The 17099-nt window shown below is 44.6% G+C and carries 14 protein-coding genes and 1 pseudogene; 12 read left to right on the forward strand and 3 right to left on the reverse strand.

Annotation, left to right across the window (positions count from 1 at the left end; all coding sequences use genetic code 11):
* Nucleotides 1-918, reverse strand: a 918-nt coding sequence (locus tag GCA01S_RS17295) for an amino acid permease (protein ID WP_042411905.1), incomplete at its 3' end; no start/stop codon positions are given.
* Between the two features lie 157 nt (nt 919-1075).
* Here GCA01S_RS17295 and GCA01S_RS20275 point away from each other — a divergent pair.
* The 9 genes and pseudogenes from GCA01S_RS20275 to GCA01S_RS17335 all read left to right on the forward strand — a co-directional run bounded on the left by GCA01S_RS20275 (nt 1076) and on the right by GCA01S_RS17335 (nt 13267).
* Nucleotides 1076-1252, forward strand: coding sequence for a hypothetical protein (locus tag GCA01S_RS20275; RefSeq protein ID WP_155835601.1), 177 nt, complete (start codon nt 1076-1078; stop codon nt 1250-1252).
* Between the two features lie 773 nt (nt 1253-2025).
* Entirely contained in the window at nt 2026-3000 is a 975-nt protein-coding gene (locus GCA01S_RS17300) for a carbon-nitrogen hydrolase family protein (RefSeq protein ID WP_042411882.1), read from the forward strand.
* Nucleotides 3001-3231: 231 nt separating this feature from the next.
* Nucleotides 3232-3870 (forward strand): phosphatase PAP2 family protein, encoded by a 639-nt coding sequence (locus GCA01S_RS17305; RefSeq protein ID WP_042411884.1) that lies wholly within the window; start codon nt 3232-3234, stop codon nt 3868-3870.
* 401 nt (nt 3871-4271) lie between these two features.
* Nucleotides 4272-6386, forward strand: coding sequence for a GDYXXLXY domain-containing protein (locus tag GCA01S_RS17310; protein ID WP_042411886.1), 2115 nt, complete (start codon nt 4272-4274; stop codon nt 6384-6386).
* Between the two features lie 293 nt (nt 6387-6679).
* Entirely contained in the window at nt 6680-8398 is a 1719-nt protein-coding gene (locus GCA01S_RS17315) for a serine hydrolase domain-containing protein (protein ID WP_042411889.1), read from the forward strand.
* 18 nt (nt 8399-8416) lie between these two features.
* Complete coding sequence (gene nagZ, locus GCA01S_RS17320; RefSeq protein WP_042411891.1) at nt 8417-10513, forward strand: beta-N-acetylhexosaminidase; 2097 nt, start codon at nt 8417-8419, stop codon at nt 10511-10513.
* A gap of 15 nt (nt 10514-10528) precedes the next feature.
* Nucleotides 10529-11785 (forward strand): exo-beta-N-acetylmuramidase NamZ family protein, encoded by a 1257-nt coding sequence (locus GCA01S_RS17325; RefSeq protein ID WP_042411893.1) that lies wholly within the window; start codon nt 10529-10531, stop codon nt 11783-11785.
* A gap of 286 nt (nt 11786-12071) precedes the next feature.
* Nucleotides 12072-12584 (forward strand): annotated as a pseudogene (locus GCA01S_RS19945) (penicillin acylase family protein); the annotation flags it as partial.
* 137 nt (nt 12585-12721) lie between these two features.
* Nucleotides 12722-13267 (forward strand): DUF4871 domain-containing protein, encoded by a 546-nt coding sequence (locus GCA01S_RS17335; protein WP_052510064.1) that lies wholly within the window; start codon nt 12722-12724, stop codon nt 13265-13267.
* Nucleotides 13268-13332: 65 nt separating this feature from the next.
* On the opposite strand, the gene GCA01S_RS17340 is transcribed toward GCA01S_RS17335, so the two are convergent.
* Together GCA01S_RS17340 and GCA01S_RS17345 are read right to left on the reverse strand one after the other, a co-directional pair.
* Nucleotides 13333-14226, reverse strand: coding sequence for a fructosamine kinase family protein (locus GCA01S_RS17340; protein WP_042411899.1), 894 nt, complete (start codon nt 14224-14226; stop codon nt 13333-13335).
* Nucleotides 14202-14930 (reverse strand): NAD-dependent deacylase, encoded by a 729-nt coding sequence (locus GCA01S_RS17345; protein ID WP_042411901.1) that lies wholly within the window; start codon nt 14928-14930, stop codon nt 14202-14204. Before GCA01S_RS17345 ends, GCA01S_RS17340 begins: the two co-directional genes overlap by 25 nt.
* 156 nt (nt 14931-15086) lie before the next feature.
* On the opposite strand from GCA01S_RS17345, the gene GCA01S_RS17350 reads away from it, so the two are divergent.
* The 3 genes from GCA01S_RS17350 to GCA01S_RS17360 all read left to right on the forward strand — a co-directional run bounded on the left by GCA01S_RS17350 (nt 15087) and on the right by GCA01S_RS17360 (nt 16924).
* Nucleotides 15087-15641, forward strand: coding sequence for a DJ-1/PfpI family protein (locus tag GCA01S_RS17350; protein ID WP_042411903.1), 555 nt, complete (start codon nt 15087-15089; stop codon nt 15639-15641).
* Between the two features lie 87 nt (nt 15642-15728).
* Nucleotides 15729-16046: a helix-turn-helix domain-containing protein gene (locus GCA01S_RS17355; protein ID WP_221198350.1), complete on the forward strand. Its 318-nt coding sequence runs from the start codon at nt 15729-15731 to the stop codon at nt 16044-16046.
* Between the two features lie 164 nt (nt 16047-16210).
* A complete protein-coding gene (locus GCA01S_RS17360; RefSeq protein ID WP_081804216.1) occupies nt 16211-16924 on the forward strand; it encodes an IS3 family transposase in 714 nt (237 codons plus the stop codon).
* Nucleotides 16925-17099 lie beyond the last annotated feature (175 nt).

Below are 17099 nucleotides of genomic sequence, written 5' to 3' on the forward strand. Positions count from 1 at the left end.
GACGATTGCTCCAACTGATATGACACCTGCAGCAAAATTTTGTCCGACCGCATGAAGCGCAAATGCCATCGCGTCGGAAACATTTAATAAATGATATGGAACCATTCCTGTTAAGACTAAGCAAACAATAACGTATAAAAGCGTGCACACAATTAAAGAAACAATAATGCCGATTGGCAAATCGCGCTGCGGTTTTTTCACTTCTTCTGCTGCAGTTGCAACTGCATCAAATCCTAAAAATGCAAAGAACACCGTAGCAGTTCCTGCGAGAACTCCTTTCCACCCAAACGGCATGAATGGGTCCCAATTTTCCGGCCGAACATAGAATATTCCGACAATAATAAACAACAAAATGATGGATAATTTGATGGCTACCATCGCATTATTCACTTTCTTACTTTCTTGCACACCTTTTGACAGCACCCATGTCATCAGTAAAATAATGCAGACAGCCGGCAAGTTCACCATTCCGCCTTGCTGAGGTACTGCACTTAGCATTTTCGGGATATGCAAATGAAATCCTTCTAACAATGAGCGAAAATACGCAGACCATCCATTTGCCACTAGTGCAACGGACAAAACATAAATTAAAAGTTGCGTCCATCCTATTAAATGTGCAACTACTTCCCCAATTGTCACATACGCGTACGTATAGACACCTCCGGAAACAGGAAGAGTCGATGCTATTTCTGCATAACAAAGCGCTATAAATCCACACACCAATGCTGCCAGCATGAACGAAAAGATAATCGAAGGACCTGCATCATTTGCTGCTGCGACACCTGTCAACACAAGAATGCCGATCCCAACAATCGCTCCGATACCAAGCAATATTAAATCATAGGCACCCAATGTTTTCTGCAATGTTTTCTTTTGACTTAACAAGTGGGTAATTGACTTTTTTTGAAGTAAATTCATGACGTCTCCTCTCTCTTATGCAATTAGTTCAAAATGCCAAGCAATTCGGTATTATAACATATTTCTACTTTTTTTGACGTATTTTTCAATTTTAACTTTAATTTTAATTTTCTGTGATTAATATAAAAAGAGTTCAATCACGTGAGGTGGGGGGAGATTGTTACGCCGTCCGGCTGTGCAAAAGGCTTATACATTTGGTCCATCGCCATGGGTATTTGGCGGATTCATGATGGCCGGGCTCGCTCTCTCCTTGGTACTAAGCATGTTTGTACCTGATACAACGAAAAAGGTCAACTCGCGATATGATGAAAGAGTGAATATTGTTGAAAGCTGACAAGCCGCCTAGCCCGAAAATCGAACGGATCATTTTGTTCGTTATTTTGTATAAGGCATTCTAAAGAGAGGACGGGGTGAGGTTACAGGATAACTAACCACGAAAGTCCGAGACTTGAGTCATCGGGATGAAGTGGAAAACGGTTTTGAACCAAGCCGACAGCTCGCTAAACGCCAATGAGGTGTTTGCCCATGATACTTAACAGAGGCAGGAGTGAGCGCCTGCACGCTGGTATAGGAAAAACTCTCTAGCACGTCAGAACCTGCCTAATTTGGTCGCGCAGAAGTTCAGAAAATTAATGGATTGGGAGATTACTATTTTCACTTAAAAATGCCGTGATCCCTTTTTTTAACAAGGGGAGCGGCGTTTTTGCTTTCGGGAAGGATTTTTTACCTTGTGGATTAGGAGAGAAGGGGCAATTTGCTTGGGCAGAAAAAATGTACTTGTCTCCATCCGAAACAAGCAAGATACCTTTTCAATCGAGCGCTATTACAAAGGACAGAAGCTTTTATTACATTATTTGGTGGCATTTTCCTTCCAAAATCAGCTAAAATAAGTATAATAAGATTTATCTGAATTTTTAAAAACAAAAATTGTTTTTATCAAAAGATAAAGATGAATAGACTAGCGTTCAGAAAAAAAGATGAAGAAGGAGCCTGATGTTATTAGTAATAATTGGGATTAGGACGCTTGCAAGCATTTTGAACCATACATAAGCAACTAATGATTAAAAAGAAAATTTTATAAAAAATAGGAATAAGAGGGGGTTCGAAATGACCAACCAACAATCTAACGTGCGAGTAGCTGTTGTGCAAGCTGCTTCCGTGATTATGGATCGAAAAGCAAGTATGGAAAAAGCGATTTCGCTAACGCAACAAGCTGCAGAAAAAGGCGCAAATATCGTCGTATTTCCGGAAGCTTTTATTCCAGCTTATCCAAGAGGGCTTACTTTTGGAACGAGTGTCGGAAGCCGTTCTCCAGAAGGACGAAGAGACTGGCTTCGTTACTGGGAAAATTCCGTAGCTGTACCAAGTGAAACAACCGAAATGTTAGGAGAAGCAGCCCGTAAGGCTGGAGTTTATCTCGTTATCGGTGTAGTTGAAAGAGACAATGAGTTTAGTAGAGGCACTCTTTACTGCAGTGTTTTATTTTTTGGACCAGACGGCACTTTGCTTGGAAAACATAGAAAGCTAAAACCTACAGCCTCTGAACGAATCATCTGGGGGGAGGGGGACGGAAGCACTTTGCCTGTTTTCGATACTCCATATGGAAGGATAGGGGCGTTGATTTGTTGGGAGAACTATATGCCATTAGCGAGAGTAGCAATGTACGCCAAAGGGGTTCAAATTTATATCGCTCCGACGGCAGATGCTAGAGAACTGTGGCAGTCTACGATTCGCCATATTGCAGCGGAAGGAAGATGTTTCGTACTATCCTGCAATCAGTATGTCACGAAGGATATGTACCCGACTGATTTAGCCTGCTATGAAGAATTGGCGTCATCACCTCACGAGATGTGCCCTGGAGGAAGCGCCATTGTAGACACATTAGGAAACTATATTAAGGAACCTGTCTATGACAAGGAAGACATTCTTATAGCTGATTTGGATTTGCGTGACATCGCCTATAGCCAATTTGATTTTGATGTAGTAGGGCATTATTCAAGACCAGATGTATTCCAGCTTTTAGTGAATGAAGAGAAGAAAGATAGTGTGAAATGGGTAAAATCTTCTATTTCGCAACCGTAAATTTTGGGTGAAGCGGTAGTCTATTTGTAAGACATGAACCTCCTTGTAGGATGGCATGGTGACACATCTACTCTAAACAAGCAATCGGGTTCATGTCATCTTATTTTATTCGACTTTAAATTTATGTTATATAATTTTTTCCAGTACAGTGATTATAGGATTTTATCTAACAAATGACCAGAGTTGAGTATAATTTAGATAAATATCATCACAAAAGCAAGGAGCATGAATATGAACAAACGTCTTCTATCCGTATCTGCAGTTGTTTTTCTCCTGTTTCTTTCCATATGGGCTGCGGTGGCGGCGGGAGCAACCAATGCGATCGATCAGCGGCTGTTGCAATTATTTGGCGCGTGGGGCTGGCTTGACCGCTTTACTGTATTAGGCAACAATTACACCATCGGCATTTTTAGCATCATTCTCTTGTTGTTTTTATGGTTTCGCAAGCGCGATTATTATGGCATGGTGCTTGTGTTGGCCGCTGTCGGCGGCGGTTACGGGCTGAATACGTTCATCAAGGATCTTGTTGGGCGGGCGCGGCCGCCGTTTGCGCAAGGGGTGCATGGGTTTAGCTTTCCGAGCGGCCATGCAATGGTCGGCAGCATTTATTTGTTGTTAATCGCGTACTTTCTAAGCAAAGAGGTAAAGAAAGCGTCTCAACGGTGGGTGATTTTTTTCCTTTTCGGTCTTTTTGCGTTATTGACAGGGCTTAGCCGCTTAAGCCTTCAAGTTCACTATCCGTCTGACGTTTTGGCAGGGTTTTTGTTAGGAATTGCTTATCTCTTCACTTGTATTTCCGTTTACCAATTTTTTGTAGTAGAATGGATCCGCGCGAAGCAAAGGGAGCATTCAAAGGATGGGCATCATTGATTCGATGGCTAAAGCTGTGGATTTCCTTTGTTCGCGTTTGTGAATGGAAGGTTAGTCAAGAAGCCCCCATCTCAAAGCCGAGGGCAGATGGGGGATGAAAGCGATCAAGCCTCATTTTGCCGGTATGAGCAAACAGAGGGAGTTTCATAGTGCTGTGAGAGCGCATATTTTTGTCTAGGCAGCTTGGTTTCTGCATGGCAAAATGAAAAGCAAAGAAGCACCGCATCAGAAATCATCTTCCACTATAAAATTTCCTTACGCTGCTTTTTTCTTCGCGAAAGAATTTCCTCGATTGGTACGGGGAATAAAAAGTTTAGTCGTTTTCCGTCTAGACTTTCTTCCTCTTGCATAAAATGTGGTGAAATAGGATGCATGATTCGTCTTTACAAGGGAAGGAGAGGATGGCAATACGTTTAGTAAGAACCGGATATTTATTAGGTATCGCGTTGATATTGGCTGGCATTATTTATTTTTTTGCGTCTAATTGGCAAGGAATGGATCGTTTGACAAAGGCAGGATTAAGCATCGGCTTAATGGGATTATTTTACGGGTCGAGCGCGGTTTTTGCCTATGTCATGAAACACCATGATTTTTTAGGCAGATGGCTGTTCGTCTGCGGGACATTGGCGTTTGGCATTACAATCGCTCTGATCGGACAGATTTATAACTCCCATGCCGACAGCTATTGGTTGTTTATCATTTGGCTCGTTCCAACGGTTGTGTTTGCATGGATCACGAAGTATGAAGCGTTTTTTGTCATCAGTGTCGTGCTGCTGGAGCTGGCATGTTGGTTTTATTATTTTCCGTCTTCATACCGGATTGAGTGGAGCGAATGGCAGTCGTTTTTTCTGCTTGTGATGTTTGCTGTCATCAATGGCATTGTATGGATTTTTAGCCGCTCTTCCATTGTTGCTTATCTTGCGTATGCGGCGATGCACGGCTGGCTGTTTGTGACGGATGTGACAGGATTTTTATATGGCCGTGACGCGTGGTGGCCGTATGTGTATGCTCTGTTGTTTATAGGGTTCTTTTATTACTTTTTCGCCGTGGCGAAAAGACGGTCGTATGTGCTGCTGACGAGTTTATTTGCGGGGGCGTTTCTGATTGCGCAATATTTCCGCGTGATTGGCGAGCATTTTGAAGAGGGGTTTTTGCTTGGAGGGCTTGTGCTTGCGGCAGTCATTGTATATGGAAGTGTGTTTTTATTAAAACGGGTAAAGCATATTTCGAGCGAGAGCACAAAAGGAAGGATTTTTCTTATCATTTTCCAGTCTATTGTCACGTTTGTCGCTTCGCTGATTGCGGCTGCGAGCGTCATGGGGCTGTTGATGATATGGATGGAGTCGCTTTCGATGTATGTATTGTTTGCAATATCGGTCATGGGATTTGTCGCACCCGCGTTTTTGGGGAGGCGCTGGAATCCGACTGTGTGCTATACATTGCTTGCCGTCGGATATAGTCTTGGTTTGATGACAACATGGAAAATCTCGCTTGTGCTGCTTACAGTTTATACAGCTGCACTTCTTATTTGCTATGTGCGGTCGGCTGATGGCGGCATCCGCGCATTGACAAACATGGCCGTGTCGCTATATTCGGCCGTGATTCTCGATCAAGTAACGAATGAGGAGCGTCTTGTGCTGCTTGGTGTTGCCGCATTGAACGGGTGTCTATATTGGCTGGGCAGGCGCAGGAAAGAATCCCTCTTCTTGCCGCTCGTTTTAGGGATGGGCGCACTTCTCCTCTTAACGAGCATGGATGTTTTCGCAGCGGATGCTTGGTATGTGGCTGCCAACATTTTGTTTATCGCTGTCATTTTCGCTTTTCTTTTTGCGCCGCTTTTCCAAAACGAACGATATGAGCAGCTTGTTGCCTGGGCATATTTTTGGCTGTATCTCGTGCTCAAGTATTATGAATTTGCCTGGAACTTGCTTGACAAGTCGATTAGCTTGATTATTGCAGGGCTTTTGTTTTTCATTGGAACCGCGGTATTGGAAAAACGAAAAGGGCTGCTGCCTGTTAGTCCTGCACAAGGACTGTATCGGAAATGGGCGCCGTTATTAGCGATTATGGTAGCGCAGGCCGTGTTTGCCGGGTACATGGTTTGGGATAAGGAGCAGCATTTGCGAAATGGAGAAGTAGTGAAGCTGGAATTGCAGCCGGTTGATCCCCGTTCGTTTTTACAGGGAGATTATATACGGTTATTTTATGATATTTCGACGATTCGGTCTTTAGACGGGAGCGGCAAAGTACAAGTAGTGCTGCGAAAGGACCAAGACGGCGTGCATCGCTTTGCGGATATCTATGCGATAAACGGGCAGCGACAAGAGGAGTATGTTCCGCAAGATGGCGATGTAATCATCAATGGAACGTTTTACGGCAATACGGTCGTGTATGGAATTGAATCGTATTTTGTTCCGGAAGGAGAAGGAACAAAATGGCAGGAGAAGGCCCGCTTTGTCTATGTGCGCGTTAGTGAGGATGGAGATGCGCTGCTCGAAAAGATCAGCAGCGAATGAGGGAACCATTTCCTCATGCAAGGTAATATGTTTGGTAAAGCTAATTCGAAAAAGGAGCTGTTCTTTGAATTAGCTTTTTCTTTTTCATAGAAAGGAAAAATTAGGGAAAATGTCCTAATCAAATCAGGAGTAAAGTGGTATATACAACTATACCATAAATTGCTATTCTATGAAAATGAAAACCCTTCCAATACCTCTGCTTCAATATTTTTTGCCCCAAGGCAATGCATCAGGAGCAATACGCTTTTTTCTATTTTTTTCTATTAGTTATTTTGATGAAAAGGAGGCTGCTGATGAGCAATCGGTCTATTTCTATCATTTTGTCGTCTGTCATGTTAGGATCCATCATCTTTTCTTCACCTCCATCCATTTTAGCAACATCCCATGAACGCCCATCTCCCACGATGGAGCAAATCGAAAAGAAAATGTACAAAACAACTCAGTTCAAAATACAAACACCTTTTTCCTGGGATCATCCCGGCCCCGTTTCCCCGGTTATACACCCGGGATCGCCTAAAGCGGCTGGCATGAGGGAAGAACCTTTACAGGAAATCGACCAAGTAATAGAACAGGCGATGCGTGACCGTGTTATCCCAGGGGCAGTTGTTTATATTGTTCGGAGAGGAATCATTGTCAAACACGAGGCGTATGGATATGCAAGGCGATATGAGGATGATTTGTTTACCGAATCCAAACAGCCGATACCGATGCGGAAAGATACTATTTTCGATTTAGCTTCCATCAGCAAGCTGTTTACGACGGCCGCGGCGATGAAACTGTATGAGCAAGGAAAGTTTTCTTTAGATGACCCTGTCGCTAAGTATATACCGGAATTTGCGCAAAACGGAAAAGAAAAAGTAACCATTCGTCAATTAATGACCCATACTTCCGGACTTGCGGCATGGATTCCTTTATATAAAATGGGAACCAATCGCGAAGACCGTTTGCAAATGGTGTTTGCACAGCCGCTTGAACATCCGCCAGGAACCACGTATACATACAGTGATTTGAACATGATTACATTGGGGGCGCTGGTGGAGCGGCTGTCCGGTTTGCGTCTTGATCAATTTGTGTACAAATACATTACGAAACCGCTTGGCATGAACGATACGATGTATAATCCTCCTCCACAATTAAAGACGAGAATTGCCGCTACGGAATACCAGCCGTGGACCGGAAGAGGGCTTGTCTGGGGAGAAGTCCACGATGAAAACGCGTGGGCGCTGGACGGGGTGGCCGGCCACGCGGGAGTGTTTTCAACCGCTCACGATTTAGCAATTTTTGCTTCGATGTTTTTGCAAAACGGAAAGTATGGCGATAAGCGAATCCTGCAGCCGGAAACGGTTCAGCTGTTAATGGAAAACCAAATTCCGCAATTCCCTGGCGACGATCATGGATTAGGATGGGAACTTGCTCAAGGGTGGTACATGGATGCGTTGTCGGAAAGTACGACACTGGGGCATACGGGATATACCGGTACATCGATCGTAGTAAGCCCGAATAATCATGTTATTGCTATTTTGTTGACAAATCGTGTGCATCCTACGCGGAATACCGTGTCTACCAATCCGCTGCGCAGACAAGTTGCCCGTTTAACGGCAGATGCAATTCCGGTTGCAATGCCTGGGAAAAAACGAGCCTGGTTCGCAGGGTACGGTGACGGTTTGAACGCGGTGCTATCGACAAATGTAACATTAAACGAACAAGCAACATTAACGTTTGATACGTGGTATCGAATGGAACCGAACGTTGACTTTGGCGTAGTGGAAGTATCACCAGACGGCATTCATTGGATGCAAGTCGGGGAATGGCTGACAGGAAGCAGCGGAAATTGGGTGACAAAGACTGTAACAATTCCAGCTCATACGGTTTCGATTCGTTTTCGATATCATACCGATGCTTCCGTCAACGGGCGTGGCTGGTATGTAACGAATGTTCGTCTTACGGATGAGAGAGGTAAGAAGATTATGGCAACATGGGAAAGCAGCGAGTGGGAACAACGTTCATTTTGATATAGGGGAGGAGAAAGGATGTTGTCATTTTATAAAAAAATAACCGCTATTTTGGTTACAGCGATGATGATCTTCGTTCCATGGACTTCACCGCAAGCGCATACGGAAAAAGCGAAGACCGGCTTAATCATTTATCAAAACATTCCGGAAGTAGATGTGAAAGTCAATGGCAATAAGATTTTATTGCGGGCGCTTCATGTTCATCGGGAAGGATATTTCACCGAGGTAACAGAAGGGCTAAGGTGGAAGTCATCCAATAAAAAGGTAGCTACTGTGGATGATCATGGTGTTGTTACTTTCTTCGGAAAAAGCGGAAAAACGTTTATCACGGTGACAGACGGAATGCGGAAAGACCGCATCGCTTTTAAGGTCAAATCCGCTCCTGCATCGAAAAAAAGCGGCAAACAAAACGTGAAAGTGACTGTTGTCAAAGAAAAAGGAAGCCGCTATGACATCATTCAAAAAGCGATAGATGGTCTAACGTTGGAAGAAAAAATCGGGCAAATGCTGATGCCGGATTTCCGCAATTTCAATGGGAAACCTGTCACTGCCATGCTTCCGGAAATCAAGGAACTGATACAAAAATATCATATTGGCGGCGTCATTTTATTCCGTGAAAATGTGGTGACGACGGAGCAGACGGCAAAGCTTGTCGCGGACTATCAGCAGGCAGCTGAAAAGTTCGGCTTGCTTATGTCGATAGACCAGGAAGGCGGCATCGTGACGCGGCTGCAGTCAGGGACAAATATGCCAGGAAATATGGCGTTAGGAGCGACGCGGTCGAAAGAACTGGCTTACAAAGTAGGGCATGCGATTGGCGAAGAATTATATGCGCTAGGCATTAACATGAATTTAGCTCCTGTTTTGGATGTCAATAATAATCCGGACAACCCGGTGATCGGTGTTCGTTCGTTTGGAGAAAATCCAGAGCTTGTCGCGGAACTTGGAGTATCTTATATCAAAGGATTGCAAGACAGCGGAATTGCCGCTACCGCCAAGCATTTCCCAGGACATGGAGACACCGCTGTTGATTCCCATCTTGGGTTGCCGGAAGTGCCGCACGACCGCGACCGTCTCCAAAAAGTCGAACTGTATCCGTTTCAAAAAGCGATGGAAGCGGGAGTGGACGCGATTATGACCGCTCATGTCACGTTCCCGAAGATCGATGATACGAAGGTGATTTCGCAAAAGGACGGAACGGAAATTTCGCTTCCTGCCACTTTGTCGTATAAAGTGCTAACCGAGTTAATGCGTAAAGAAATGGGCTTTGATGGTGTCATTATTACCGATGCAATGAATATGCAAGCGATTAGCGATCATTTTGGACCGGTGGATGCGGCGGTAAGAGCGGTTCAAGCTGGCGCTGATATCGTGCTCATGCCGGTAGGACTGGAAGAAGTAGCAAGCGGATTGAAGAAGGCAGTTCAAAACGGCGACATTTCGCAAGAACGGATCAACGCCTCCGTAAAACGAATTTTAACGCTAAAAGTGAAACGCGGCATTTTTAAACAAGAAACACCACCTGACACGCAAGAAATCGTCAATCAGGCTTTGCGTGTTGTCGGTTCGAAAGAGCATAAACAAATTGAAGCCGAAGCAGCGGCAAAATCGATTACACTGGTGAAAAACGACCATGTATTGCCGCTTCAAAAAAGCAAGGTGAACAACCTTGTTGTTGTAGGAAATACGATGATTGAATCATTAGGGGAAGCAGTACGGACCTACGTTCCAAATGCGACTGTCATCCAAGCGGCGGCTCCTTTGGACGAGGCGCAGCTACAAAAAGTGAAAGAAGCAGATGCGGTCATTGTCGGCACGTATACATCAAACGTATCAGGAAGATTGCCGTCTAGCCCGCAAATGAAAATGGTGCAACAAATTATTGCAAATACGGATGCTCCTGTCATCGTCATTGGAATTCGCAATCCGTATGATGTGATGTCCTATCCGAATGTAGATGCCTACCTCGCGCAGTACGGTTTTCAGCAGGCAAGTTTCCAAGCGGCAGCAGATACGATTTTCGGAGTAAATACACCGACTGGCAAACTTCCTGTAACGATTCCAAGTTACGATGGCGGCGTGCTGTACGAATATGGTCATGGCCTCACTTACTAAAAAGGGGGAGATTTCATGAGAAAGCGATGGTGGATTGTTTTTTCGGCAGTGATCTTGAGTTTGTCGCTGTTTACTGGTGTATTGGCAAAAGGCCCATCAAAAGAGAAAAGGAACCAAAAACTAGAGCTTGGTGTAGAAGTCCTATTAAAGGAGAAAAAATACTTAATTAAAGGAAAACGGGTTGGGCTTATTACCAATCCAACTGGTGTTGACCAGCACCTAAATAGTGTGGTGGATCTCCTTTACAATGACCCTGACGTCCAGCTTGTCGCTTTATACGGCCCGGAACATGGCGTGCGCGGCAGCGCGCAAGCTGGGGAATATGTTCCTTTTTATATCGATGAAAAAACCGGCCTTCCTGTATACAGTTTATATGGGCCGACGAAAAAACCAACCCCGGAAATGTTAAGGGGAGTCGATGTGCTTCTTTTTGATATCCAAGATGTCGGAACGCGGTTCTATACGTACATTTATACGATGGCATATGCGATGGAAGCGGCAAAAGAAAACAATATCCCATTTATCGTATTGGATAGGCCAAATCCGTTAGGCGGCACGAAAGTGGAAGGGCCTGTATTGGAACCAAAGTATTCCTCCTTTGTCGGCATGTATCCGATTCCGTTGCGCCATGGGATGACGGTTGGCGAATTAGCCTTATTATTTAACAAAGAGTTCGGCATCGGAGCCGATGTGACGGTTGTGAAAATGAAAGGCTGGAAGCGTTCCATGTATTACGATGATACAGGGCTGCAATGGGTATTGCCATCCCCGAATATGCCGACGCTTGATACCGCGATGGTGTACCCTGGAGCGGCTCTTATTGAAGGAACGAACGTATCGGAAGGAAGGGGAACGACAAAGCCGTTTGAACTGATTGGCGCTCCGTTTATCGACAGCATGAAATTAGCGGAGAAACTAAACGCACTAAATCTGCCAGGGGTTATTTTCCGTCCGGCAAGTTTCACTCCGACTTTTTCGAAATATAGCGGAAAATTAACACACGGCATCCAAATTCATGTGACGGATCGTCATGCGTTTAAACCAGTAGAAACCGGTCTATCCATTGTCAAAACCATTCATGATTTATATCCAGGTCAATTTGCCTTCAGCCAAGAAAACAGCCAAGGCGTTTCGTATTTTGATCAACTTATCGGCAATGGCTGGGTGCGTCAGGCCATAGAAGACGGAATGTCGGTGGACGAAATGAAACAAAAATGGGAGAAAGATGTAGAAGCATTTATGAAGATCAGAAAGAAATACTTGCTTTACTAAAGAGAGAGGCCCCCTCTCTCTTTTTTGGCGAGAAGGCTTCAAAAGATGCAATGAGGGCGAATCAATAGACTCGCCCTCGTTTATTTCAAAGCGATTCTAATAGTTTTTCTCATGAATGATAAATAACGGGATTCTTTTTGGATCGAGTGTTTTGATGATTTTTAACAAATTTTTTCGGACATAGCGGCACATTCCAGTGTATAATGGGAAGGTTGTTGCCAAATATACAAAAAATGGAATATCGCTTTCCATTGACAAATATATCGTATGACAACGGCATATGGATAAGTTGTTTGAAGGAAAACAGATGGTGGTCGATGAGTTGCTGCGGAGGGCAGAGATAGGAGATGTCTCTCCATGGTTTACGGAAAACGGCGGATTTGCCCATGTGTTTGCGACAGCGCTGCATCATGTCACCGATCAGTTGGCGGAAAAATACGGCGATGATCCGTCGAAGTGAAAGTGGAGGGATTACCATCAGCTTTACTTTGCCCATCCGATGTCAAGTTCCTTCCCGGTGCTGCAGTTTTTCTTCAACCGGGAAAAGCCGGTTTCTGTCGGCGGCAGCCAGGTGACGGTGCAGGCGGCGAGTTTTACGGATGAAGGCATTGTCAGCCATGGCGCTTCCTGGCGGTTTGTCATCGATGTAAACGATATCAAGCATGGCTACCATATCGTCGGTCCTGGCCAGGCGGGTCATTTCCGCAGCCGCTGGTATCACGACCAAATCGACGACTGGGTGAAGGGAACGTATCATGTGACCACGTTAGGAAAAGTAGAAGGCGGGGATATTCTTTAGTACCAAAAGAATAGCTGTCAAAAAGGAATAGAGAGGGAAAAGACTCTATTCCTTTGTTTTGCGGCAGGAGTTTTTCTGTATTAAATGAATGTATAAACTAAACGATGTATACGGAAGGGGAAAGGAATGTGCGGGGGATGGAAAGGAAGATCAGATTAATTTACTGTTTGCTGGCAGCAGTTATTGTTTTTGCTTTAGCGTCATGCAGCGAGGAAGCAAGGCGACAAGCGCGTGATACAGAATCCCATGCGGAAGAAACAAGCGTGGCAGAAACATCACCGGTTCATGTGGACAAGAAAGTTATTCGCAATATTGACTGGCGAGTAAGCCCCGTTTTCTCATCAGGCGGCTATCAAATGAGAGGAGTGCCTAACAAGGTCGCCTTTATCGATGCGCCATTCGTTGCCAACCAAAACGGCAAATATATGTGGCATTTCTGGGGAGATTCCATTCCGGAAGGGAAGCTGACGATCGTGGCAGTACAAGAAGGCAGCGGCGCTATCACACCTGCATTAACATTGGATGGAAAAAGTGTTTGGACAACGGGCGAGCTAGGAGGTCCGAATAACGGAGCAGATGCCCATTTGCCGTCGAATATGATGCTCGGCGAACGAGGAAAATGGGCGTTGCTTGTCTACATTGGGGATACGTTTTGGGATTATGTGGTGGTGGAAGTGAAATAACGGATTTGAGATAGGCCCCCTTACCCTTCTCCTTAAAAGCAGGGCAAGGGTGCTTATATTTTCTATTATTCTCCGACATACCTCCGCAGCACACGATCGACCGCGCTTCCGTACGCTTCTCCGAATAAATTCAAATGCACGAGCAAATAAAAAAGCTGATATAATTGTTTCCGTTCGTGATAATCGGAAGAAAGCGGCATAAGTTCATTGTACGCTTCGTAAAAGCGGCTAGGGAACCCGCCGAACAGTTCGGTAAAGGCGATTTCGAATTCATAGTGTCCGTAAAATACAGCGGGATCAATCAAGTATGGAACACCGTTTGAGCCGACGATCCAGTTTCCGCCCCACAGGTCGCCATGCAATAAGGATGGTGAGCAATCTTTTGGCAGCCAGCGTTCCAAAGAGGAAAGCAGCTTTTCGAGCTTATTTCGCCGTTGTGCAGGCATGCGCCCTTTTTGTTCCGCAAGCCGAAGTTGCGGAAGCAGGCGGTATTCGCGGAAATAATCGATCCAATTGTCGCACCATCCGTTTTTTTGCGGCAATAGTCCGATATAGTTGTCTTCCGCGAACCCAAATGCTGAGCCATAGCATTGATGCAGAAGGGCGATTCCATGCCCGAGCTGTTCAGCCGTTTTGTTCGTTTCTTTTCCTTCAATCCATTCCAAAACCAAAAACCCGTATTCCTTCGTTTCTTTCATGCCGTAAACAAGCGGAACGCGGATGGCGCCAGCGTTTCGGATAGTCTCCAGTCCTGTCTGTTCGCATTCAAAAAAACGGTGCGGAAAGGTGCGGCGCATTTTTATGAAATATGGCTGTTTTTCGCTTTGGACGTAAAAGGCGTCATTGATGTCCCCGCCGTGCACGCGTCTATATCGTTGGATTGGGGAGAGATCGCCGACAGAATGCAGCGCTTCTTGCAAGATCGCTTCCACCTTCACCGGCCATCCCTCGCTTTCCATTCCTTGTTGATCTCGCGCAGCACATCGCCGATTTTTCGCTTGTGGATGACAACATCGGCGATGCCGTCGAGTTCGGTCGGCTCCCAGTTGACGATTGCGATTTTCGCTCCGTTTCGTTTGGCAATGAGCGGAAGCTGATTGGCAGGCGATACTTGCAGGGAAGAGCCAAGCACGATCAACACATCCGCTGTTTGTGCTGCTTGCCATGCTTGCTCCAGCGCCTGTTCCGGCAGCATTTCGCCGAACAGGACGACGGACGGGCGCAAAAAGCCGCCGCATTCGCACGTAAATCGTTGCTCCAGATACACGATGCTGTTGAACGTGTTGCCGCACCGCTGGCAATGCACCGTCCGTAATGAACCATGCAGTTCAATGACATGATGGCTACCTGCCTGCTGGTGAAATCCGTCAACGTTTTGCGTCACAATTTCCTGAATAAGACCGTGCCGCTGCCAATCGGCTAAAATCATGTGCCCTTCATGCGGCCGGCACGCTTGCAGTGTACGAATGCGGTATTGATAAAACTCGATAAACGCCTGCCGATGGTGTTCGAGCGCGTAGGTGCTAGCAAGCTGCTGCGGATTAAATCGCGTCCATAGCCCCGTTTTTTCCGAGCGAAAGTCGGGAAGCCCGCTTTCCGTCGACATCCCTGCTCCGGTCAGCACCACGGCATGACGGGAGGACATTAACCATGACGCAATCATGTTTCCTCTCTCCTTTGCGCATAAGTATGTACTTCTATTTTATACAAAATTGAAAAATTCCCCTATCTTCATCTTTCGACAATCATTTTGCTTTCTCTTTTTTTCCATTTTCGCTATGATAGAGATGAAAGTAAAAATAGGTAAGGAGGCATGATCATGAGCAAAAAAGTATTGATTGTAACGGGAGATGCGGTAGAAGCGTTGGAAGTGTATTATCCGTACTATCGCCTGCTTGAAGAAGGTTATGACGTCACGATTGCCGCGCCGAAGAAAAAGAAGTTGCATACCGTTGTCCATGATTTTGCAGACTGGGATACGTTTGTAGAAAAGCAAGGATATTTGATTGACGCGCATGCAGCGTTTGCTGATATTGACCCAACGCAATATGACGGAATCGTCATTCCAGGCGGGCGCGCGCCAGAGTACATTCGTCTTGACGCAGACCTTCAACGCATTGTTAGACATTTCTTTGAAGCGAATAAACCGATTGCGGCGATTTGCCATGCGTCGCTCATTTTTGAAACAATGCCAGATTTATTGAAAGGCCGCAGCTTAACGGCTTACATCGCCTGCAAACCAGGAGTAGAAGCGTTAGGGGCAACGTATGTATCGGACAGCACCATCCATGTCGATCAAAACCTTGTTTCTGCTCATGCTTGGCCGGACTTGCCTGCCTTTATGCGCGAATTTCTCCGCTTGCTTCAAAAATAATAATAAAATCCCCTCAAGGCGGTGATATTATCCCTCTTGTGTAGACAGTGTAGAAAAAGGACACACTGCTATACAGGAGGGATTTTTTTGGATAAATCAAATGCAAAATACAAAAGCTATAGTTTTGAATTTAAATTACGTACAGTCATGATGTATTTGAATGAACAATTAGGCTATCGAAAAGTGGCCAAGAGAATGGGAATAAAAGATCCTAAAAGGGTACGTATTTGGGTAAAGAACTATCAACAGTATGGAGAAGAAGGATTAAAAGAACGTAGAGGAAAAACCATTTCCTCTAAACGGGGACGGCCTAGAAAGAAACCACTAACAGTAGAAGAAGAAAATCGAAAACTCAAAGCAGAAAATGAATTCTTAAAAAAGTTTATTGCTTTGAAAAGGAGGTGAAAACCAGAGACAAAACCGTCTTCTATTCCATCATTCATGATCTTAGTTGTTCCTATCCTATTTCTTTGTTATGTAAGATAGCATGTGTTTCAAGAAGCGGTTATTATAAGTGGCTGAAACGAAGAAATGTAACCACAGTGAGAGATTGAAGAAATCAGGACATCATGAATTTGATCGTGGAAGCCTATGAAGTATCCAATGGAACCTATGGTTATCCAAGAGTAAAGGCATACATTTTGCGGGAGTACGGGTGGAGAATCAATCACAAATGTATTTATCGTTTAATGAAGCAGATGAATCTTCAGGCGAAAATTCGTAGAAAAAAGCAAGTGTATAGAAAAGGTTCGGAAAGAATTACGGTACCGAACGTATTAAATAGACAATTTACAGCGAGTAAACCAAATGAGAAATGGGTGACAGATATTACCTATCTCCTTTTAAACAACCAGCGTCTATACTTATCCGTTATATACGATCTCTTTAACAGAGAAATTATTTCGTATCGAATCAGTAAAAGAAATGATGTTCAGCTAGTTCTTGATACCTTAGACGAAGCAATAAAAAAACGAGATGTGAATGGAACCATTTTACACAGTGACCAAGGGTTCCAGTACACATCCCATGAATACCACGCAGCTCTTCAACAACATGGTATTATTCCAAGTATGTCCAGAAAAGCAGACTGTTTAGACAATGCTTGTATAGAAAACTTTTTTAGACATCTAAAAACAGAATGTATATATCTTGGGGAATTTAACTCCATGGATGACCTAGAAGCAGCTGTTCATAAATATATTGAGTTTTATAATAATAGGCGCATTCAAAAGAAACTCACATATCTTAGCCCTGTACAATACAGAAAGAAGGTATGTGCATAACACAAGGAATCACGGATGACTAGAATAGCTCCTCCATCAGCTTGTCTACCAATTAGTTGATGGGCTGTCAGTGTCAAGTGATTTCCTTGACACTGACAAAGCCCAATCAACTATGATTGATGAAGCTGATGAGAGGGTCTTTTTAAACACTGTCTACTTGACAGGGATATGTCCA

It is taken from the genome of Parageobacillus caldoxylosilyticus NBRC 107762, from assembly GCF_000632715.1.
GTDB classification, from domain to species: Bacteria; Bacillota; Bacilli; order Bacillales; family Anoxybacillaceae; genus Saccharococcus; species Saccharococcus caldoxylosilyticus.